This window comes from Alkalibacterium putridalgicola, assembly GCF_040959045.1.
Taxonomy (GTDB): domain Bacteria; phylum Bacillota; class Bacilli; order Lactobacillales; family Carnobacteriaceae_A; genus Alkalibacterium; species Alkalibacterium putridalgicola.
Genome location: NZ_CP162615.1, coordinates 1,157,429 through 1,177,794, shown reverse-complemented (window position 1 = coordinate 1,177,794; position 20,366 = coordinate 1,157,429). Strand labels below are relative to the sequence as shown.

General features: G+C 44.7%; 17 protein-coding genes. 4 read left to right on the top strand and 13 right to left on the bottom strand.

The window, feature by feature from the left end; translation table 11 throughout:
- Positions 1 to 62: 62 nt before the first annotated feature.
- From AB4027_RS05530 to AB4027_RS05510, 5 genes are all read right to left on the bottom strand, one after another.
- Positions 63 to 1,046, bottom strand: coding sequence for an ROK family glucokinase (locus AB4027_RS05530; RefSeq protein ID WP_368646335.1), 984 nt, complete (start codon positions 1,044 to 1,046; stop codon positions 63 to 65).
- Between the two features lie 31 nt (positions 1,047 to 1,077).
- Complete coding sequence (locus AB4027_RS05525; protein WP_368646334.1) at positions 1,078 to 1,788, bottom strand: rhomboid family intramembrane serine protease; 711 nt, start codon at positions 1,786 to 1,788, stop codon at positions 1,078 to 1,080.
- Between the two features lie 162 nt (positions 1,789 to 1,950).
- On the bottom strand, positions 1,951 to 2,265 hold the full coding sequence (locus AB4027_RS05520) for a hypothetical protein (protein ID WP_091487837.1): 315 nt from the start codon (positions 2,263 to 2,265) through the stop codon (positions 1,951 to 1,953).
- Between the two features lie 83 nt (positions 2,266 to 2,348).
- Entirely contained in the window at positions 2,349 to 2,855 is a 507-nt protein-coding gene (locus AB4027_RS05515; protein ID WP_091487835.1) for an endolytic transglycosylase MltG, read from the bottom strand.
- Between the two features lie 26 nt (positions 2,856 to 2,881).
- Positions 2,882 to 3,241 carry a helix-turn-helix domain-containing protein gene (locus tag AB4027_RS05510; protein WP_368646333.1) on the bottom strand — a complete coding sequence of 120 codons (360 nt, stop codon included), beginning with the start codon at positions 3,239 to 3,241 and terminating at the stop codon, positions 2,882 to 2,884.
- A gap of 252 nt (positions 3,242 to 3,493) precedes the next feature.
- Between AB4027_RS05510 and rpmG the strand changes: the two genes are divergently transcribed.
- Entirely contained in the window at positions 3,494 to 3,643 is a 150-nt protein-coding gene (rpmG, locus tag AB4027_RS05505) for a 50S ribosomal protein L33 (RefSeq protein ID WP_091487831.1), read from the top strand.
- Positions 3,644 to 3,759: 116 nt separating this feature from the next.
- Here the strand turns inward: rpmG and AB4027_RS05500 are convergent, their stop codons facing one another.
- Complete coding sequence (locus AB4027_RS05500; RefSeq protein WP_368646332.1) at positions 3,760 to 5,949, bottom strand: peptidoglycan D,D-transpeptidase FtsI family protein; 2,190 nt, start codon at positions 5,947 to 5,949, stop codon at positions 3,760 to 3,762.
- A gap of 749 nt (positions 5,950 to 6,698) precedes the next feature.
- Positions 6,699 to 7,307: a superoxide dismutase gene (locus tag AB4027_RS05495; RefSeq protein WP_091487828.1), complete on the bottom strand. Its 609-nt coding sequence runs from the start codon at positions 7,305 to 7,307 to the stop codon at positions 6,699 to 6,701.
- A gap of 207 nt (positions 7,308 to 7,514) precedes the next feature.
- On the opposite strand from AB4027_RS05495, the gene AB4027_RS05490 reads away from it, so the two are divergent.
- The gene (locus AB4027_RS05490) at positions 7,515 to 8,291 is read left to right on the top strand and encodes a DUF1189 domain-containing protein (RefSeq protein ID WP_368646331.1); all 777 of its coding nucleotides are present in this window, start codon (positions 7,515 to 7,517) and stop codon (positions 8,289 to 8,291) included.
- A gap of 71 nt (positions 8,292 to 8,362) precedes the next feature.
- Here AB4027_RS05490 and AB4027_RS05485 read toward each other — a convergent pair whose 3' ends face one another.
- Positions 8,363 to 9,688: a DEAD/DEAH box helicase gene (locus tag AB4027_RS05485; protein ID WP_368646330.1), complete on the bottom strand. Its 1,326-nt coding sequence runs from the start codon at positions 9,686 to 9,688 to the stop codon at positions 8,363 to 8,365.
- 128 nt (positions 9,689 to 9,816) lie between these two features.
- Positions 9,817 to 11,274 carry an aldehyde dehydrogenase family protein gene (locus AB4027_RS05480; RefSeq protein ID WP_368646329.1) on the bottom strand — a complete coding sequence of 486 codons (1,458 nt, stop codon included), beginning with the start codon at positions 11,272 to 11,274 and terminating at the stop codon, positions 9,817 to 9,819.
- Between the two features lie 188 nt (positions 11,275 to 11,462).
- Here AB4027_RS05480 and zwf point away from each other — a divergent pair, with 188 nt between their 5' ends.
- The gene (gene zwf, locus AB4027_RS05475) at positions 11,463 to 12,911 is read left to right on the top strand and encodes a glucose-6-phosphate dehydrogenase (protein WP_368646328.1); all 1,449 of its coding nucleotides are present in this window, start codon (positions 11,463 to 11,465) and stop codon (positions 12,909 to 12,911) included.
- Positions 12,912 to 13,421: 510 nt separating this feature from the next.
- On the opposite strand, the gene AB4027_RS05470 is transcribed toward zwf, so the two are convergent.
- Complete coding sequence (locus tag AB4027_RS05470) at positions 13,422 to 14,933, bottom strand: phosphomannomutase/phosphoglucomutase (protein WP_368646327.1); 1,512 nt, start codon at positions 14,931 to 14,933, stop codon at positions 13,422 to 13,424.
- Between the two features lie 54 nt (positions 14,934 to 14,987).
- On the bottom strand, positions 14,988 to 15,449 hold the full coding sequence (gene argR, locus AB4027_RS05465; protein ID WP_368646326.1) for an arginine repressor: 462 nt from the start codon (positions 15,447 to 15,449) through the stop codon (positions 14,988 to 14,990).
- A gap of 290 nt (positions 15,450 to 15,739) precedes the next feature.
- On the opposite strand from argR, the gene argS reads away from it, so the two are divergent.
- Complete coding sequence (gene argS, locus AB4027_RS05460; RefSeq protein ID WP_368646325.1) at positions 15,740 to 17,434, top strand: arginine--tRNA ligase; 1,695 nt, start codon at positions 15,740 to 15,742, stop codon at positions 17,432 to 17,434.
- Between the two features lie 748 nt (positions 17,435 to 18,182).
- Here the strand turns inward: argS and AB4027_RS05455 are convergent.
- Positions 18,183 to 19,409 carry a 3D domain-containing protein gene (locus AB4027_RS05455; protein WP_368646324.1) on the bottom strand — a complete coding sequence of 409 codons (1,227 nt, stop codon included), beginning with the start codon at positions 19,407 to 19,409 and terminating at the stop codon, positions 18,183 to 18,185.
- 447 nt (positions 19,410 to 19,856) lie between these two features.
- The gene (trmL, locus tag AB4027_RS05450; protein WP_368646323.1) at positions 19,857 to 20,366 is read right to left on the bottom strand and encodes a tRNA (uridine(34)/cytosine(34)/5-carboxymethylaminomethyluridine(34)-2'-O)-methyltransferase TrmL; all 510 of its coding nucleotides are present in this window, start codon (positions 20,364 to 20,366) and stop codon (positions 19,857 to 19,859) included.

Sequence of the window (20,366 nt, the reverse complement as noted above, 5' to 3'; positions counted from 1 at the left end):
GTCATCACCTCTTTTAAAGTTATCTTTATACAATCATATTAACATATAAAAGGTGTTGTCCGTTATTTATTTGATTGATGGATAGACTCCGTCAATACAAGGGAACTGGCTCCGATCACACCGGCATCGTTGCCTAATTCAGCGATTCTGATTTTTGTACTTTCTCGAATAGTCGGGAAGGCATAAACAGCCAGATGTTTTCTGATCCGTTCAGCCAGGAATTCACCGGCTCGAGACACACCGCCACCAATGACGATCGTCGACGGGTTAAGTAAGTTGGCGATATTTCCACATGCCAGCCCCAGATAGTCGCTGATTTCTTCCGTAACAGCCAGTCCATAAGCATCGCCGTCTTTCGCCGCATCGACGATTTTCTTGGCATTCATTTTTTCTCCATCTAAAATCGCTTTTTTCAATGGTGTCTCTTGTCCAAACGCTGCCGCACCGTCTTTCGCTACCCGGACGATCCCTGTTGCACTGGCGACTGTTTCCAGACACCCTTGTTTACCACAGGTGCATTTGTAGCCGTGTTTGTCGACCGTCATATGACCGATTTCACCGGCAGCACCGATCGCACCGTGAACAAGCTCGCCGTTGGTGATCACACCGCCGCCCACTCCGGTCCCTAATGTAATAAAGACGACGTCCGGTTCATTGTTGCCTGCCCCGATCCACTTTTCTCCTAACGCCGCCACATTGGCATCATTATCGATGAATAATGGGATCCCTGTCTGACCGGTGATCATCTCTTCGACCGGCTGTTCGGTTTTCCAGTTCAGGTTATAGGCACCGATAACTGTGCCTTTCTTTTTGTTGACCGTACCTGGAGAGCCCATCCCTATCCCAAGGAAATCTGTCGCTTTAAGATCGTTCTTTTCCATATAACCTTTGATGGAACGAATGATCGACGGAGTGATATGAGTCCCTTCGTCACTGATATCCGTCGGGATACTCCACTTCTCCAGTATTTCCCCGTCACGTGTGATGATCGCGAACTTGATGGTCGTTCCACCCAAGTCCACACCGATGATGTTCTTATTTTGCATGCCTTTTCCTCCATTATCCATTAATTAGTTATTAAGAAAACAAATTCATTACAGGTATAAAGCGGCTGTATCCAATGACGAGCAGCAGGATCAGTACACCGGCTAAAGCCAGGCCATAAGCCAACTGTTGTTTTTTCGTCGTCCGCCAGGCTCTTGGCGTAGAAAGCGCAAAAGCAGCCAGGTAACCACCGACGAGTCCGCCGATATGACCGGCCATGTCTATCCCCGGGCTGAAAAGCCCAAAGACCAGATTCAAAATGATCAGCAGTGTGAAATTCTTCGCCATGGCTTTGATCTGCGGATGTCCGGGAAACAGCTTGACAAGGACGAGGGTCGATCCGAACAGGCCAAAAATGGCCGTGCTGGCCCCAGCAGACACGCTAGGATTAAATGCAAAACTTGTCGCATTTCCAACGATCCCACTTAAAAAATAAAGCGCGAAGAAACGCCAGTGTCCAAAAACAGATTCCAGTTGTATACCGAGAAAATAAACGATCAGCGCATTAAAGAGGATATGGGTCAGACCAATATGCAGAAACATCGGTGTGATCAGGCGATACCAGTCACCTAAGACGATCAGTTCATTGACTTTTGCGCCCAGCTGGACCAGGACCCATTGATTCGTGCTCCCGCCTAATAGTTCCTGTATCAGGAACATCAAACCTGTCACAGCGAGAATCGTATAAGCCACGAATGGGCCCTTCTTCCATCTCTCTATTTTAAGCTTTGTTTTATAATTCACATTTTAATCTCCCTTACGGCATTCTTCAATAAGTATAGCATAATGAGTGACTCTGACCCAATCTTAAAATACCTTTTCACAAAAAACATCTAAGTCCCTTGCCAAAAAGTCACCTTTTAAAAGGCTGCTTCCTGGTGAAAAGAACTTAGATATGATTTTTGCTTACTCCATGTTTCCGTCAAGATCTTCTTTGAATTCTTTTGCCGCTTTCACATTCGCTTCGACTCTGTTTCTGTCTTCTGCGTTCTCGGTCATATCATCTCTAATGGTTTCCTCCCGGTTATGCGAGCGGACCTTTTCGATCGAAAGGATGTATGTTGCATTGATATACATCTCCGAACCGTTCTCCAGTGTGAAGAGGTGGATATGATTCTTAGGTTTGCCGTCGGAATGGGTGACTCGCTGATAAACGTCTTCCGGCGTATGGTTGACGATATAAGTCGCCCCGCTTGTTAAGGTAATTTTTGTAAGTTCCATCATGTCTCTCTCCTTTATTTATCTTATACTATTATTTTATAGGAAAGAGGCGAGAATACAAATCATAGCCTTTTAATCTTGTCTTACTTCAAAATTGCCTGTGCCAGTTCATCCGTTGTCATATTCGAAGTGACAACATAATTGCCCGGACGGATTTTTTTCGCTAGGCCATTAGTCTCAAGGTAGTCACTGAAGGCATAACGGTCCTCTATTACACCTAGATATTCAAGCTGTTCAGCCACAACGCTGCTTGGCTCGCCTTCTTTGACCGTCACTGTGAACTGACGGGCTTTTTTCGCCTCTTCGTCACTGCTTGTTGTGACTGCTTCCGTGCTTTCCAGATCGTCTTCTTCAAATACCTCGACATCCGACAGAGTCAGTGAGTTGGCATAACCTTCAGTCAAGCGATCGTGCTCATCTTTTATGCGGTTGTTTTCTTCTTCAAGTTCATCTATTTTATTTTCAAGCTCTGCTATCGTTTCTACTGACGCTTCTGACGACTGTGTTTTAGACCCGATCTCCAGCCCCATCACTACCATACTAGACAGTAATAACCCTACTGAGAGGATCTGACTTGTTTTTCTTGACATGTTACGATTCCACCTTTATATGTAATTTAAGCACGAATGCCCTCTTCGACATAGGCATCGATGATTTCCTGAACCGAGGTGGAAGCAATATTCAGTTGCTGTGAAATCGCCTCTGTCGGGTAGCCTTTAGTGAACATCGTGATGATATTGTCTTTGTTCAATTGTGTCACCCGCTGAGGAAGCATATGCTCCAGACTTTCTATACCAAGCTCCGATTCAAGTGCTTTGACACGTTTATTCAAGTCATACATCGATCGAGTGACAGTCAGCGAAAATTCTTCCAGTTCTTTATAGGCCTGTTCTTTCTCCTGCTTCTGTGTGAATGAATAAATAAACAAAAGCACAGATAAAGCTAAGAGTATACCGGCAGCCATCCATAATTCCATACTATCCCTACCTTCTTCTTATAATTTTAGTCGACTTTAAAATAATAGCACATTTTATCAGAAACAAAAAGATAAGTTTGGCAGACACCTGTGTACCATAGAGAAAAATTCATTATGCTTACAAAATATTTACATGTTATAAAAAAAAGATTGGCATTTTCCGTCAAAACATGGTATTCTAGTCAAGGCGTAAGGCTAGACACCCTAACATGTTTGATAGCCTTCAAAACAGGAATAATAGGAGGGACAATCATGCGAGTAAACGTAACCTTAGAATGTACAGAATGTAAAGAACGTAACTACCTAACATCTAAAAACAAACGTAACAATACTGAGCGTTTGGAAATGAAAAAGTATTGCCCACGCGAACGCAAAGCAACTTTGCACCGCGAAACAAAATAATTGGTTAAATATTAACTGATTTTAGGAAGATGGAAGCTGACGCTTTTGTCTTCCTTTTTTGTATAAAAAAGACAGGCTGCTAAGAATATCGGCAGCCTGTCTTTTTGATTCACTATCTATTCTTCTGTATTTTCTTCCTCATCTTCTTCAATTGCTTCCTCTGTTGCCATATCTTCTGCTTCTTCTGCCAGATCTTCCACTGTTTCCAATGGTTCGCTTGGCGAGTTTGACTCAAATTCTCCCACTTTGAAATAAGCATCAAATACCCGGCGTGCCGCTTTGGTGTTTTCGCGGTTGGTTCGTCCTGATGTCGGTAAATTGGGAACCACGACAGCTACAGCGATCTCTGGGTCATCATACGGTGCATAGCCGACATAGGTGATGTTGATGATATCGATATCCGTGATCCGATTATTATCATCATCCCACCACAAAGCTTCCGCTGTACCCGTCTTGCCGGCAGATGTATAAGGTGTGCCGGTAAAGTAACTTCTTGCACTGCCTCGGCTGCCGTTGACCACTTGATAAAATCCCTGCTGGACTCGGGCCATCGCTTCGTCTGACACATCCACTGTGTTCATAATCTTAGGTTGTATTTCTGTCTTCAATGCGCCGACATTCCCCGTTTCGACATTGGTATCCCGGATCTCAGACACGAGCCTTGGCGCATACCTCGTCCCACCGTTGGCGATCACAGACGCGTACTGCAGCAGCTGCAGAGGTGTATACGTATCATATTGGCCGAACGAGTAGAAAAGTCCCTGTGCGGCTGTATTTGCTTGGCCTTCTAAACCTGTAGCATCTGACGGGAAGTCCACTCCTGTAGGGACGCCCAGGCCGAACTGATTAAAGTAGCGACGCTGTTTCTCAAGCAGTTTAGCTCCGTCGATATCCAGGGTCATATCGCGGGTGTATTCCCATTCCCCACCCATACGCATAGCTAGTCGTGCCATATAGACGTTGGAAGAAACTTCAAGTGCTGTAATATCATTGACTGCCTCGGCACCGTATCGGTTGAACACGGATGAAATATCTTCTGACCCTCTAAGTTTGAGCGGCTGGTCGACGATTACATTATTGGTTTCGTCAAGGACCCCGTCCATGTAGGCAGAAAGAATCGTTGCCCCTTTAACTGCTGACCCAACGTTGAAAGCACTTTGGAAGATCCCGCTTGTCGCATCGATGACTTCGCCGTCATCATTCACTTTCTTGCCGGCTAGTCCTAGGATATCTCCATTGTTCGGATCCATTGCCGCAATATAGATACTTTTGTTCAGACCTTCCCGCTCGGCCAAGGAATCGACGGCGATCTGTTCAACCTTTTCCTGAAATTCGATATCCATTGAAAGAACGAGATTATCACCTTTGTGTCCGGAATATTGTTCTATCCGGTTAATGATATCCCCATTCGAATTTGTTTCTGTTTCTATTCTTGACTTTGTTCCGCTAAGAACAGTTTCATATTCGGCTTCTAGCTGAGTTCGTCCAACACGGTCATTCCTTGAATAGCCTCGAGCGAGGTAAGTTTTCAAGCCAGATTCAGGTACACCTGCTTCTTCTGATGTTACACTGCCTAAAATAGATCTAAGCATACCCTCTTTAGGATAATGCCTTACCCAGTCTGTCCCTGTGTCGATCCCCGGGAATTTTTCCAGATTTTCGCTGATACGTGCGATTTCTTCTTCAGTGACATCCTGATTTTTAATATTGACAGTACTTAATGAATAAGCCGAATTCATTTTCTTGAATACCGCGGCGGCGTCAAGTTCTCTGTCCCCAAAGGCAAGAATTTCAGACTCCTCCACTTTATCCAGCATCACGCTGTAAGATTCAGACCCCGAGAGACGCTGTTCATCATCGTTCAAGCGGTCTCTGACTTCTTCCTGATTGCGCGCTATGAAGAAATCTTTGAGATCACGTTCACTCAAATCGAATTTTCGATCCACTTCAAAAGAGGTTGTATGCGGCATGCTTATATAGTCAGCCAAATCATAGGCGACCGCAGCCATCTGTTTAGCTGGCACATTTTTCCCACGCGTGTAGGTGATCGCATGTCTGGCTTCATTGCCTACGAGTTTATTTAAATGGGAATCGAATATTTCTCCACGCGGTACACTACCGGTGATGGTCGTCCGTTCGGTACGTTCCACTTCTGCCTTGTAAGCGTCGGCCTGCACGATCTGCAGATAAGCCAGACGTAAAATCAGTGTTGAGAATAGTAAAAAGACAATAAAGAATAATAAATTTAACCGAAAAGGAATATGTGATTTCTTCTTCTCGTTTTTCTTTTGTTTTGGTGCCTTCACTTTGTTTCCTCCTCTTGCTATGTATGCGACGGATTCGCCGAGTCCCCAAATTGGTGGGTAACTTTTTTCATACTCGTCCTAGTTTACCAAATCGGTGAAAGAAATGCCATAATGCAAAAGGGATTAAGCCGGTGACACTGTGAACTTTTTATGACTAATCGGTGAAGATGTGACACGTGTTATCATTCGCTTAGACCTTTTGATCAGGAAGGCAATCGGTACACGTTTGCCTCCTTTTTTTGATAACGCTGATCGTTTATTTTGACTTCGTTCGACATGTAGGATCACGTAGAGCTATTCTAAGAGCTGAATGATACAAACTTCGGTAAGTAAGAGAGTACAACTGAGTTCTAACTGTCGAAGTTCGATGATGTTCGGTCGATAGATTTTTGAAACAGCAACCTACTTACCGAAGAAGCGTCAATTCGGTAATTAGGTTTCCTTCATTGATTCTAAAGTGCTGAATGTATGTCTTCTTCGGTAGTTAGATGATCGGTGCCGTCAGCTACTTACCGAAAAGCGTTAACTTCGACAGTTAGATCATTAAACATTAAACTAACTGACCGAACCGACTATAAAATTAGGCCAGACCAGCCCTAATGCTCTGAATGAGGTTTATACGCGCCTGTAAGTGCGTATATTCCACTTTAAAAGCCTTGAAATGTCGAAACTGGCCAGCCAGTTTCTTCCTCCTTGACATAAAAAAGGCCGGAAACTGAATCCCGGCCTTTCCTCATCGTTCTATTCTATTATTTAGCGCTGCTGTAACGTTTTGAGACTTCGTCCCAGTTTACAACGTTCCAGAATGCTTTGACATATTCAGGACGCTTGTTCTGATAGTTCAGATAGTAAGCATGTTCCCAGACATCAAGACCTAAGATAGGTGTTTTGCCTTCTGAGTAAGGTGAATCCTGGTTCAACGTGTTCATTACTTCCAGTTTCCCATCAGAAACCACTAACCAGGCCCAGCCTGAACCGAAACGGCCAGTTGCTGCAGCATTGAATTTTTCTTTGAATGACTCGAAGTCGCCGAAGGTTTCTTTTATAGCGTCTGCTAATTCGCCAGTTGGTTCTCCGCCACCGTTTGGTGAAAGGATTTCCCAGAATAATGAGTGGTTAGCATGTCCGCCGCCGTTATTTCTAACTGCTGTTTTAATGTCTTCAGGTACAGAGTCCAATTTTTTCATTAAGTCTTCGATACTTAATTCAGCGAGTTCTGGATTGTTCTCCAGTGCTTTATTTGTTTTAGTCACATAACCCGCGTGATGCTTGTCATGGTGCAGATGCATGGTCTCCTCATCGATCGTTGGTTCCAGTGCATCATATGCGTAGGGTAAATCTGGTAAAGTGTATGTCATAGTAAACATTCCTCCTATTGCTATTTATCGTACAGTATTAGTGTAACATTTCAGACATAATTATCAAATAATACGACTTATGAAAATTGAAGGCTGATATCATAGAGTTCAACCCCCCCTACTTAGCTCCTTCTAAAGGAGGATTGCAATTTGACATAAATAGAAGTAAACTTGTTTTATTACTTAAAAACAGAAAGGCGTTAAATAATGAAAGATTACTTGAAACTGGGGTTCACTTCTCCCCAACATCTATACAAAGCTATCAGAATGTCGAGAAAGCACTTAGTCTACTATTTTGCGCTGATTGCCCTTGTCCTTACCCTATCCATGGCATCCGTTCTGATGTCCGTTATGGGGGCTTTGAGAGAAGATGGTCAGGAGATCACAGAAACCCTGCCGGCGTTTGAAATCACAGAGAACGAGCTGGTCGTTGAAGAAGAAACAGAATCCTATGTCCACCAGACGGATTCCTTCCTGTTTTTCTTTGATCCCAATGATTCCATCCAGGAAGAAGAAATCGACAATAACGTTGAACGACTGAATGTACCGATCGGCATCGGTTTGATGGATGATCAGTTTTACCTCAACATCATGGGGCAGTCCCTTCCCGTATCATACGAACAGCTCGACGGCTTCACGGATGAGGATTTCAGAGACATCATGTCGGAAATGGGACGCTTTTCACCCATCGTCCTGTTCTTTCTCTTCATCATCACGTATCTGGCAAGCAGTTTCAGTCTCCTTTATGAGTGGCTGATCATTGCGTTGTTTGCGAATATACTGAAAACACTGTTCCGGATCGTGCTGCCATTCAGAAAAGTTGCGCGTATGGCACTGGTTGCATTGAGTGTCCCGACGATTATCTTTTCGGTTTTTGAGGCGTTCGGACTCTTCCTGCCCTTTACCTTTGAGATCACCATTGGCTTTTCCATCTATTTCCTTTATGCCTCGTTAAGGAATCTGAAGAAAAACCGGACCGTATAACAACAAAAAGACCTTCACTGCCGGACCAATTGGTCTCATGCAGTGAAGGTCTTTTTTTGGATTTATTTAAATCAGTCTTTGTTATTCTTATTCATTCGCAATGCGCGTTTGCGTTTGTCCTGTTTCTTGCGTTCGATCTTGCGTTTATATCCCGGTTTCACGTTCTTCTTGAGTTTCTTTCTCAAGCCGTGGATCTCGGGATCGAAGTCGGATTTATGGACGTTCTTCCCTTTACGCTGTTCTCTGCGGTTGCGGTCATGGGCATCGACCACTTCGCCGTTTTTGATTTCTTTCGGCTCGAACGTGATGCCGCGTTTTTCGATCGTAACGATATCCTGTTCATCATCCGGACCATAAAGCGTGATAGCAATCCCGCTGAGCTGATTACGTCCGGTACGGCCGACTCGGTGGACAAAGTAGTCCAGATCCTGTGGCACTTCCGCATTGATGACGTGGGAGATTCCTTCGATATCGATACCGCGGGCAGCCAGATCGGTCGCCACGATGTACTGATATTCAAGATTCTGGATCTGTCTCATCACTCGTCGACGTTCTCGTGAAGAAATCCCGCCGTGAATCACTGCGACTTTCAGCCCTTTTTTCTTCAGCTGATAAGCAATGTCATCCACATACTCTTTCGTGTTGGCGAAGACTAATGCCAGATACGGCTGTCCGATAGTCAACAGCTGATGGATCATATCGATCTTGTTCTTGCCTTTAGTCGAGATCAGCCAGTTCTGGATTGTATCTGCGATCACCTGTTTATTTTCCACTTCAATGACAAGCGGGTTGTTCATGTATTTTTTCAGGAAGGGCTGCAGTTTCTGCGGTACAGTCGCTGAGAAGACCAGCATCTGTCCGTTCTCAGGCAGACGCGTCGCGATCTTGTCGACATCTTCCAAAAAGCCCATGTCCAATGTCATGTCTGCTTCATCCACGACCATGTATTTGGACGTATGGATCAAGAGGTCATTGCTTTCGATCACGTCTAAGAGACGGCCAGGCGTCCCGATGACCACATGGGGCTGGGTATTCTGCAGTTTACTGATCTGTCTGTTCTTGTCAGTCCCGCCGATATATGACTGGACATTGATCGGTTCAGGCGAATGTTCGGCCAGCTGTGTAGCGGCATTGGCCAGTTGTTCAGCCAGTTCTCGGCTTGGCGCCGTGATCACGACTTGAACGTCTTGTTTTTTCGGATCGATTTGATTAAACAGCGGAAGTAAAAACGCATGGGTCTTTCCGGAACCTGTTTGTGATTGACCGATGATGTCTCGGCCTTTTTTCACTACAGGGATAACTTTCTCTTGGATTTCAGTCGGCTCGTCAAAACCGATTTCTTTGATTGCTTCAATAAGATAATCGTTCAAATTAAATCTATCGAATGGGTGTGTCATTTTGCATTCCTCATTTCTTTTCACTTACGTATTGTACCAAAACCAAGCCGTTCTGACCATAGTAAATAACGAATGGCGTAAAAACGACACCTTCTGTGAAGAAGATGCCGCCACATTTTCATCGTCTTTTAATCAAACGGATAGTCTCTCGGTTCTTTCTGGACTGAGATCCATTTCCAGGTCGTGAATTCATCCAGTGAATGTTCACGTCCAAAGCGGCCGATCCCTGACTGCTTTTCTCCACCAAAAGCAATATACGGTTCATCGTTGACACTTTGATCATTGATGTGTACCATGCCTGTTTCCATTTTTTCAGCAAAGGCGAAAGCCCGTTTCTCATCATTTGATGAAACTGCCCCACTGAGTCCGGCTTCAGTGTCGTTGGCCAGTTCCAGAGCATGAGCTTCATCTTTTGCCGGGATCAAGGTGACAACAGGCCCGAACATTTCGTTTTGTGCGGTCGTCATGTCGTTGGTCCCTTTCAGGATCGTCGGTGTCAGAACGTTCCCTTCTCGTTTGCCTTCAAGCAACACTTCAGCGCCCTCTGACTTGGCTTTTTCGATTTCATCGATCAGCCGTTCGACCTCGTCTCCGGAAATCAGTGGACCGATCAATGTCCCTTTTTGAGTCGGGTCGCCATGCTTGAGTGAACGAGCCGTCTCTACGAATTTTTCGGCAAATGCATCAAACAGCGATTCATCGACGATGATACGATTCGTCGACATACAAATCTGACCACTGTGCATGAAGCGTCCATAAATGGCTCCTTTGACTGCTCTGTCTATATCCGCATCATCCAGAATGACCATGGCGTTGTTCCCGCCGAGCTCGAGGATAGTCCGTTTTACTTCTCTCCCGGCGACTTCCCCGATATTCTTACCAACTCCTGTGGAACCGGTAAAAGAGATCATGTCAGGCACAGGATGGGAGTAAAAGGCATCACCGATCTCCGACGTTTTAGGGTGAACGACTTGAAGGACGCCTTTGGGAAGACCGGCTTCTTCAAAGACTTTACCAATAATATTTCCACCGCTGATTGGTGTCTGACTACTGGGTTTCAGCACGACAGCATTCCCGGTTGCCAATGCCGGTGCGACCGAGCGCATGGATAAGTTGAGCGGGAAGTTGAATGGGCCAATGACCCCGACGACACCGACCGGTTTTCTGATCAGGTGATTTTTCTTTCCGGGGATCATGGAATCATTCACGATCGTTTCCATCCTGAATGGAAATTCAGCCGCCAGACTCATGACAGACAGCGTGATGTCCAGTTCCAGTTCAGCCTTTGCCATAGTAGACCCCGCATCCTTGATCAGGATATCCACGATTTCATCTTTTCTGTCTTCCATGAGATGAATGGCTTTTTTTATGACAGCCGCACGCTGGAAAGGATTTGTTTCAGCCCATTCCTTCTGATGACTTCTGGCACTCTCATATGCTTTATCCAAATCCTCTAAAGAAGCCACCTGCAGCGTGATATAGGTTTCTTCTGTGTAGGGATCCACTGACTCGATCACTTTCTGACTCTTTCCTTTTCGCCACTGACCACCGATGTAGTTCAGATCCAATTGTTCATACTTGTTCATTCATACCCTTCCTTTCAAATTTTCTCTGCACTTCCACTTTACTTTATCCGCTTACATGAATGCAAAAAATAGCATTCAATTAGAAAGAAACGATACTTTACGACAATACAGTTGATTGATGCATCAATTAAAAGTAAAATAGTTTATAGAGTTAGAAACATGCCTGTCATGTAGAAAAGAGGGAAATAATGTCCACAGAAAAGAAAGCTTTATATATCATATTCGGAGCTACAGGAGATTTAGCTTCCAGGAAATTATATCCAGCCTTATATCGTTTGTATACAAAAGGATACTTGAAAGATCATTTCGCTGTCATCGGGACCGCACGCAGAGAGTGGTCGGATGAGTATTACCAGAACGTGGTCAAGGATGCCATCGAATCGATCAAAGAATCTGATCAAGATGCGGAAGAATTTTCAAGCCACTTTAGATACCAGTCGCATAACGTCAAAGATTCTGAACACTACCATACGCTGAAAGAACTAGCCGATTCTCTGGATAGTGAGTATGCCATCGACGGTAACCGTATCTTTTATCTGTCCATGTCTCCCACTTTCTTCGGGACGATCACTACGCATTTAAGAGATCAGGAACTGGTCACTCAAAACGGGTTCAATCGCGTCATTATCGAAAAACCATTCGGAACAGATCTGGAATCTTCCAAAGAACTCAACGATGAGATCAATGATTCGTTTGATGAGGATCAGCTGTACCGCATCGATCACTATTTAGGTAAAGAAATGGTCCAGGATATCCTCGCCCTGCGCTTTTCCAACCGCATCATCCAGGAAAGCTGGAACCCGGAGACCCTCTCTTCCATCCAGATCACCCTTACTGAAGATCTGGGCGTGGAAGAACGCGGCGAATACTATGACAAAAGCGGAGCATTGAGAGATATGGTCCAGAACCATGTCCTTCAGATCGTCAGCCTTCTGACCATGGATGAACCCGACTCTTTCTCTACGGATAATGTCCGCAAAGAGAAACTGGCCTTGCTTGAGTCTCTGAAACAGCCTGACGTTAAAGAAGAATTCGTCAGAGGTCAGTATCAGGCCTCCAAAGACGGTGCCTGCAAAGCTTACCGCGACGTAGAAAAAGTGGATCCGGAATCCATGACTGAAACCTTCGTTGCCGGAAAAATCGTGATCGATTCGGATAAATGGCGCAACGTCCCTATTTATATCCGTACCGGTAAACGTATGAAAGAAAAAACGTCACGCATCGATGTGCTCTGGAAGAAAACTGAAAAGCAGCTGTTTGATGAAAGTGATTCCCTGATGACGATCCATATCAGTCCCGAGGAAGGTTTTGAAATCCAGCTGAATGACAAGGCGATCGGCCCGGGCATGCATATGCATCCGGTCACCCTAAGTTCCATGCGCTCAGAAGAAACGATCAAGGAAAGTCCGGAAGCTTACGAAAAACTACTGCTGGATGTTCTGGATGGTGATGAAACGCATTTTGCTCACTGGGGAGAAGTAGCTGCCTCATGGAAATTTGTGGATCATATCAGGAACGCTTGGAATGAAGACACCGAAAGCATTCCTTTTTATCCAGCTCATTCGATGGGACCGCAAGAATCCGATGACCTGCTCTTAAAAGACGGACAGAAATGGATCTATAACCCGAAAAGCTAAAATTAATAAATACAAATAAATCAAGAGTCCGGTACAAGCAGCTATAAAGGCTGACTGTACCGGACTCTTTCTTGTCTTTTTCCATAGTGAGAGACATTTCCTGTCTTATTCGGTAAGTTGAAATAAAATGTGTGCTGTACAGACCGAACTTCGACAACTTAGGTAAGTAGGGGCCTTCTTCTTTAACCTAAGAACCGAACATGGTTCATATTCGACTTGTTCAGTTTCAGAAGCTTCTTGAACTTGCCGAACCCGGACGACTTCGACTCCTTCGAAGGGATTTCTCGAATGTTAGTACCGAAGAGCGCCCATCTTCGACAAGTTCGAAATAAACGGCACTACGAACAAGCCGAACTTTTCAAAGTTCGGCCCATACGTTTGATTTTTTCTTCTCAACACGTCGAAGTCGCCAAAACCATATAAAAAGAAAGAGTCGGGACGGCCCGACTCTTCATAACCCATTAAAAACCGCCAGATTTCGACTTGATCATCGAGGTCTGGCGGTTCCTTCTATAACTTGCTGTTGTCTAAATGTTTTTCATAATGGAAAAAGGATTTCAGTTTGTCTTTGATAGCCGGGATCGTTCCCGCTTGATCGTTTTCGATCTGCAGTACGAGTTTCGGCTCGTGAAGACTCATTCTAAGCAGCAGCCAGCCTCGGCCGTATGGATCGCTCAACTGTACACGCTTGCCTTCCAGATTATCCGGGACAAGAGTGAACCCCTCCGTATTGTTCACCCAGTCAGCAAAGCGCTCGAGCAGGTCCATGCCAAGCTCTTTGTAGTCCGGATTGGTGATGACAAAACGTACCTCTTCTGTTTCAGCCGGCTGGTCCAGATGCTTGATCAGATCCGTCACGCTTTTGCCTTTTTCTGCCAGCTCAGCTTCTTTGGCAACGATTTTCGCAGCCAGATAAGCGCCGTCATCCAAGAAGAAGTTTTCACGAAGAGCTGCATGTCCGCTGGTTTCAATAGCCAGTACACAGTCCACCCCTTCTTCGTTCAACTCGATCCCGCGGTTGATGACATTGCGGTAGCCTGAAATGTAACGATCGACTTTCCCGCCCATTTCTTCAACAAATTGAATCAGGTGATCAGAGACCGGAGAATTCGTGACGATCGTCGTCCCCGGATTCTCTTCCAAAATAATAGCGCCGATCAATCCGATCAGATTATTGCGGTTGATACTGTTGCCTTCACTGTCGACGATGGCCGAACGGTCCACATCTGTATCAAAAATGATCCCCAGGTCGGCCTTGTTCTTCAGTACGGCATCTGAAATGCTCTGCATCGCTTCTTTGTTATCCGGATTCGGTTCGTGATTCGGGAAAGCCCCGTCAGGGTTCAAAAACTGACTGCCGGTTGTATCGGCGCCCAAAACTTTCAGTACTTTATCGGCAAAGAAACCACCGGCACCATTCCCAGCATCCACAATGATTTTTCGGTCAGAAAGAGGTTTGGCGTCTTCATCCACATTCAGAGCTTCTCTGATTTTAGCAACCAGGTCTGCCGCATAAACGGACAAAAGGTCTTTTTCTGTCGGCTGTGAATCATACGCATCAGTGACTTTGACTTCTTGCTCAGCTAAAAACAGAATGGATTCGATATCTTCATGTTCAAGTCCGCCATTTTTAGTGAAGAATTTCAAGCCGTTGTACTCCATCGGCAGGTGGCTGGCAGTGATCATGATCCCGATATCGGAATTGAAATCCTCATATTGGGTAGACATGAACAGGGCCGGTGTTGTAGCCATTTGGGTATCGATGACGTTCATACCCAGTCCGGTAAAGACATCGATCAGCCAGTTTTTGATAGTGGGACCCGTCAGTCGGCTATCGTGTCCGATCGTGATCGTCGTTTCTGTCAAAGGCTGGTCTGTATTCTCGCTCCACCAGGCTGTCAGCCCGTTAGCGATCCGCTTGATGGTTTCTTCAGTCAGATTCTTTTTCTGTTTCTCAGTATCCAGAGCAAAGCCTCTGATGTCTGATCCATTCTGCAAGGTTTTCAAATCTATCTCTGTCATGATTCAGTCTCCTTTTCTCCATCTCATTATCTCGTTTTCCGTGATAGCTCATTCTTATTCCAGTTCCTGTAAGGCACCGTCAAAATGCTGGTACACGCCTTCCGCTTCTTCACTGGTTTTTGAAATCAGAATGATCGTGTCATTTCCCGCAACTGTTCCTACTATTTCAGGATAATGGATATCGTCGATCAATGCACCTATAACGTGCGCATTTCCGGGCAATGTTTTTACAACATTGAGGAACTGGACAAGGGTCACGTTTGTCACGACACTTTTTATCGTTGAATCCAGTTTTTCTTCCAGGGTCACCTGGTTGTTCTGATAGATGGTGTACTTTATCCCGCCATCCCCCGAAGGTGTTTTGACCAGGTTCAGTTCTTTGATGTCCCTGGATATCGTTGCCTGTGTGGCTGTGACGCCTTTCTCATGTAAAAACGCCAGCAGTTCATCCTGTGTAGATACTTCATTATTCAATATGATCTGTTTGATCAGCATCTGTCTTTCTGATTTTCGCATATCCTCCCTGCTTCCTATAAGTTAATATATATATGTATTAAACTATTATACCTTATTTCGCATAAACATTCATCACATATTCACAATATCTTCTACATTGGAATCATTAAAAATAAACCGTCTTTCAACATAAAATCTTGCTAGTCACCTGAAGCTTTGCTATAATACAAGTGCTTAATACTTATGTAATCAGAAACGGCGTGACTTTTGACTATTCAAAATAACTGCCCTTTTTTTATGCACGTATTAAATCGTTAAGGGTCAGAAATCAACTACTGGAGGTCTTTTATATGGACTATAAACAAATTATTGCTGAAGCTATACATGAACAACTGCACGAAAACCTGGAATTGAATGAAATCAAGAATCTGCTCGAAAAGCCTAAACATACGGATCACGGGGACGTCGCTTTCCCTACTTTCCAGCTGGCAAAATTATTCAGAAAGAATCCGGCCCAGATCGCTCAGGAAGTCGGCGAAAGTATCTCTTCCCCGCTTATCGACCGCAAACAGATCGTCGGACCTTACATCAACTTCTTCCTTAAAAAAGAGACGGTCTCAAGTGCTGTCCTGAAAGAAGTTGTTGCAGAGAAAAACAACTTTGGTAACCTGAAGATTGGTAACGGCGGAAACGTCCCGATCGACATGTCTTCACCCAATATCGCTAAACCGATGTCCATGGGCCACCTGCGTTCGACCGTAATCGGGAACTCTTTAGCCAATATTTTTGAAAAAGTGGACTACACCCCTATCCGCATCAACCACTTGGGTGACTGGGGCACACAGTTCGGTAAACTGATCACCGCTTATAAAAAATGGGGATCTGAAGAAGACGTCAGAAAAGACCCGATCAAAGAACTCTTGCGTTTGTACGTGAAATTCCATACCGTAGCTGAAGACGATCCATCACTTGAAGATGAAGGCCGCTTATGGTTCAGAAAACTGGAAGACGGCAATCCTGAGGCTGTTGAATTATGGACATGGTTCAGAGAAGAATCACTCAATGAATTCAACAAAGTCTATGACCGCTTGAATATTACGTTCGATTCCACGAATGGCGAAGCTTTCTACAATGACAAGATGGAAGAAGTTGTCAACATCCTGGACGACAAACACCTCTTATCTGCTGATCAAGGCGCTCACATTGTTGACCTTGAAAAGTATGACCTGAACCCGGCGTTGATCATGAAGTCAGACGGCGCGACCTTGTACATGACGCGTGACTTGGCTGCTGCCTTATACAGAAAGAATACCTACGACTTCGCACAGGCTCTCTACGTTGTCGGTCAGGAACAGTCCAACCACTTCAAACAGTTGAAAGCTGTATTGAAAGAAGCTGACTTTGAGTGGTCCGATGATATCCACCATATCCCGTTCGGTCTGATCACCAAAGACGGCAAGAAACTCTCTACCCGTAAAGGGAAAGTCGTCCTGCTTGAAGAAGTGCTGAATGAAGCGAGCTCTCTCGCCCTTAAGCAGATCGAAGAGAAAAATCCCGAGCTGCCGAACAAAGAAACTGTGGCGGAACAAGTCGGTGTCGGCGCTGTCGTTTTCCATGACTTGAAGAACGACCGTCTGAACAACTTTGACTTTACGATCGAAGAAGTGGTCCAATTCGAAGGCGAAACCGGTCCATACGTCCAGTATACCCGTGCACGTGCCATGAGTATTTTGAATAAAGCCGGAGTATCTGACTTCGATGCGTCTAATGATTTCGGACTCAGTGACGAATACAGCTGGGAAGTCATCAAATTGCTTCAGGAATATCCGCATACGGTGAAACGTGCATTCGATAACTACGAACCGTCGATCATCGCCAAGCATGCGATCCACTTAGCTCAGTCCTTCAACCGCTTCTATGCAAATGTCCGTGTTTTGGACGAGCATGAGGAAAAAGACGCCCGTCTGGCTCTTGTTTTTGCTGTAACAGAAGTATTAAAAGAAGATCTGCGTATCTTAGGCGTGGAAGCACCAAACGAAATGTAATATTAAATAGTATCCGGCATCTCTACTTTCTAAGTGGGATGCCGGTTTTTATGTGCGATCATTTAGAAGAGGGTCAGTGTTTTATGAACTCCGCTAATTTTTGTGTGGATATTTAGAAAGGATAATTTCTTATGTTAACTCATTCCTATTGTTTTTATGACTTGCTAAAAGATTGGGCGTGTTTTAGCAACTGATTTTTTTGAAGGAACCGAGCTGCTAGAAGATGCCTCTTCTTCTATTAACTATTTTGGGAATCCGGTGTGAGTTACTAAAAGAACCCCCTTCTTTTAGCAACCTGGCTCATATTGGAATTTCAGTTACAAGAAGAAAGCCCTTCTTTTAGTAACTCCCAGCCTTACAATAAGAAGAGTTGATAGAAGATACCCGATTTTCTATCAACTCTTCTATTATAAAAAACTGAGTTCATAGAACAACAAACAGATTTTATGAACTCAATCTCTATACATATCAAGTTCATTAAAGTTTCTCCTTCACCGAGCATAGATCGTTTTTAATTCGGTCCTGATCAGGCAAGACTGCCTGATCATTCATTCTTGAAAATCGGGTAGGAGGTAAATAAATCGATTTATTAACCGTCCGTTAACATCACCGTGTGTAAAGTTCCATATCGCACTATCTATATCTGGAACGGACCGCATTTGTATGCCGATCCTCGTACGCGGATTCTTCCCTATAAAAAAAGCACAGACAATTTTAGCCTGTGCTTGTTTCATAGCAAAATCATAACTTAGTCTAAGATTTTTATATCTATTTGACGACGGCCAAACTGTCTCATCTCTTCTAAGTCTTCCATGTGTAAGTCGATAATCTCTCCATTGATCGCACCACCGGTATCACCAGCAATGTACTCACCATATCCTGGGATGAATACTTCTGTTCCTAATGGGATAACGTCTGGATCGACGGCGATCACACGTGTATTTTCTCTTAAATCAATTCCTGTAAAGGTAAAGTTAGTTAGACCTGGCTCATGTCTAGAATAAGCTGTGGCTTCAACTGACATCCATGTACCTGATTCTGCTGCATCTTGGGCAGTGTCTTCTTTTTCAGCTGCTTGTTCAGCTGCGGCTTGAGTAGCAGCTTCTTCTTCGGCCTTCTGTTCAGCAGCGGCTTGGGCGGCAGCTTCTTCTTCGGCCTTCTGTTCAGCGGCGGCTTGCGCGGCAGCTTCTTCTTCGGCCTTCTGTTCAGCGGCGGCTTGGGCGGCAGCTTCTTCTTCGGCCTTCTGTCCAGCGGCGGCTTGGGCAGCAGCTTCTTCTTCGGCTTGCTGTTCAGCAGCAGCTTGGGAGGCAGCTTCTTCTTCGGCCTTCTGTTCAGCAGCAGCTTGGGCAGCGGCCTCTTCTTCAGCTTTTTGTTCGGCAGCGGCCTGAGCAGCGGCCTCTTCTTCGGCCTTCTGTTCAGCAGCGGCTTGGGCAGCGGCCTCTTCTTCGGCCTTCTGTTCAGCAGCAGCTTGCGCGGCAGCCTCTTCTTCAGCTTTCTGTTCAGCAGCAGCTTGCGCGGCAGCCTCTTCTTCAGCTTTTTTATTGTCTTGAGCTTTCGCTACATCTGCTGGCGTTTCAGTTTCCTTTACATCATCTGAAGAGACATCATAACTGACGACTTCCTCATCATTCTGCACGGAAACCACAGACAAGTCATCGGTGACATATACAGTCGAGCCGGCAATGATCAGGTTCGGGTTGTCGATGTCATTTACTTTTGCTAGTTTGTCGACAGAAATGTCCGTTGCTTGTGACACGCCCCAAAGAGTGTCTCCCCATTTGACCGTATACTTGAACGGCTCTTCGTTATAATTCGTTGTCTCTTTTGCCTTATTGATATCATTTTCGATTTCCAGAACAGTACGCGGGACCCATTTTTGGCTGGCGCTAACTTCTGAATCGGGGCTCAGTAAAAATAAACCTGCTGCTGATAAGGTCAGTCCTGCTTTAAACCATGTGTGCTTGTGGATAGTCATTCATTCGATCTCCTTTAAGTGTTATTTTTTTAATAAAAATATAGACGATGGTATTAATCATGTTACAGAAAGATTTTATAACCGTATGTATCTTACCACGTCCGACTCAAAATAAAACAGTTTGACTCGTTTTGTCATTCCCATTTAGTTGTTCTGTATTTCTTTTGTCTTATCTTTACATCAGTGTGTCATTTCGAGTGAAATATGTAATATTTTATCCTATGCTTTTCTAAATAAATAAAAGGTTAATGAACAAGAAGACATAGTAACTGCCTGCTGCTCATCATGAATCGTCAATCACTTTAAGCATTATAATTTTTAGATGTGCAATCGAAACACCCAGCTTATTCATTCTAATATTATTCAATAAAAAAAAGCGACAGCAGCTGAACGTGTCTCTCCCATTAGAGAGAAAAATTCAGCTGCTGCCGTTTTTAAACTTCTGATTTACTTCAGTTTATCATTCTCGTACGTATGGACTTTTTCGAGTCCGGCAAAATCCTGCTGACGCAGGGCTTCATAAATCAGGATGTTTGCTGTATTCGAGAGGTTGAGTGAGCGGACATGCTCGTCATTCATCGGGATACGCAGCGCTTTGTCGCGGTTCTCCTGCATGAATTCCTTCGGCAGTCCGGTCGTTTCCTTGCCAAACAGGAAGTAATGATCTTTTGATGTATCCGTAAAATCAACATCGGAGTAGACTCTGTCAGCAAATTTGGAAATCAGATAAAGCGGACTGTCCCCGACGATTTCCAGAAACGCCTCCAGATCCTTATGGTAGTGGATCCCCACTTTGTCCCAGTAATCCAGACCGGCACGCTTCAAGTGCTTATCGTCCGTTTTAAATCCCAGCGGCTCGATCAGATGGAGCTGGGTATTCGTTCCGGCACAGGTCCGTGAGATATTTCCTGTATTTGCCGGAATGAGTGGTTCAAATAAAGCGATATGATTCGTCAC

What these genes read in the sequence shown, in the direction of transcription:
- AB4027_RS05510 (WP_368646333.1), bottom strand. Translation starts at nt 3,241, where the DNA reads ATGGAATTATGGATGGCTGCCGGTATACTCTTAGCTTTATCTGTGCTT.
- AB4027_RS05530 (WP_368646335.1), bottom strand. Translation starts at nt 1,046, where the DNA reads ATGCAAAATAAGAACATCATCGGTGTGGACTTGGGTGGAACGACCATC.
- zwf (WP_368646328.1), top strand. Translation starts at nt 11,463, where the DNA reads ATGTCCACAGAAAAGAAAGCTTTATATATCATATTCGGAGCTACAGGA.
- AB4027_RS05470 (WP_368646327.1), bottom strand. Translation starts at nt 14,933, where the DNA reads ATGACAGAGATAGATTTGAAAACCTTGCAGAATGGATCAGACATCAGA.
- AB4027_RS05455 (WP_368646324.1), bottom strand. Translation starts at nt 19,409, where the DNA reads ATGACTATCCACAAGCACACATGGTTTAAAGCAGGACTGACCTTATCA.
- argS (WP_368646325.1), top strand. Translation starts at nt 15,740, where the DNA reads ATGGACTATAAACAAATTATTGCTGAAGCTATACATGAACAACTGCAC.
- AB4027_RS05490 (WP_368646331.1), top strand. Translation starts at nt 7,515, where the DNA reads ATGAAAGATTACTTGAAACTGGGGTTCACTTCTCCCCAACATCTATAC.
- AB4027_RS05520 (WP_091487837.1), bottom strand. Translation starts at nt 2,265, where the DNA reads ATGGAACTTACAAAAATTACCTTAACAAGCGGGGCGACTTATATCGTC.
- AB4027_RS05485 (WP_368646330.1), bottom strand. Translation starts at nt 9,688, where the DNA reads ATGACACACCCATTCGATAGATTTAATTTGAACGATTATCTTATTGAA.
- AB4027_RS05515 (WP_091487835.1), bottom strand. Translation starts at nt 2,855, where the DNA reads ATGTCAAGAAAAACAAGTCAGATCCTCTCAGTAGGGTTATTACTGTCT.
- AB4027_RS05480 (WP_368646329.1), bottom strand. Translation starts at nt 11,274, where the DNA reads ATGAACAAGTATGAACAATTGGATCTGAACTACATCGGTGGTCAGTGG.
- rpmG (WP_091487831.1), top strand. Translation starts at nt 3,494, where the DNA reads ATGCGAGTAAACGTAACCTTAGAATGTACAGAATGTAAAGAACGTAAC.
- AB4027_RS05495 (WP_091487828.1), bottom strand. Translation starts at nt 7,307, where the DNA reads ATGACATACACTTTACCAGATTTACCCTACGCATATGATGCACTGGAA.
- argR (WP_368646326.1), bottom strand. Translation starts at nt 15,449, where the DNA reads ATGCGAAAATCAGAAAGACAGATGCTGATCAAACAGATCATATTGAAT.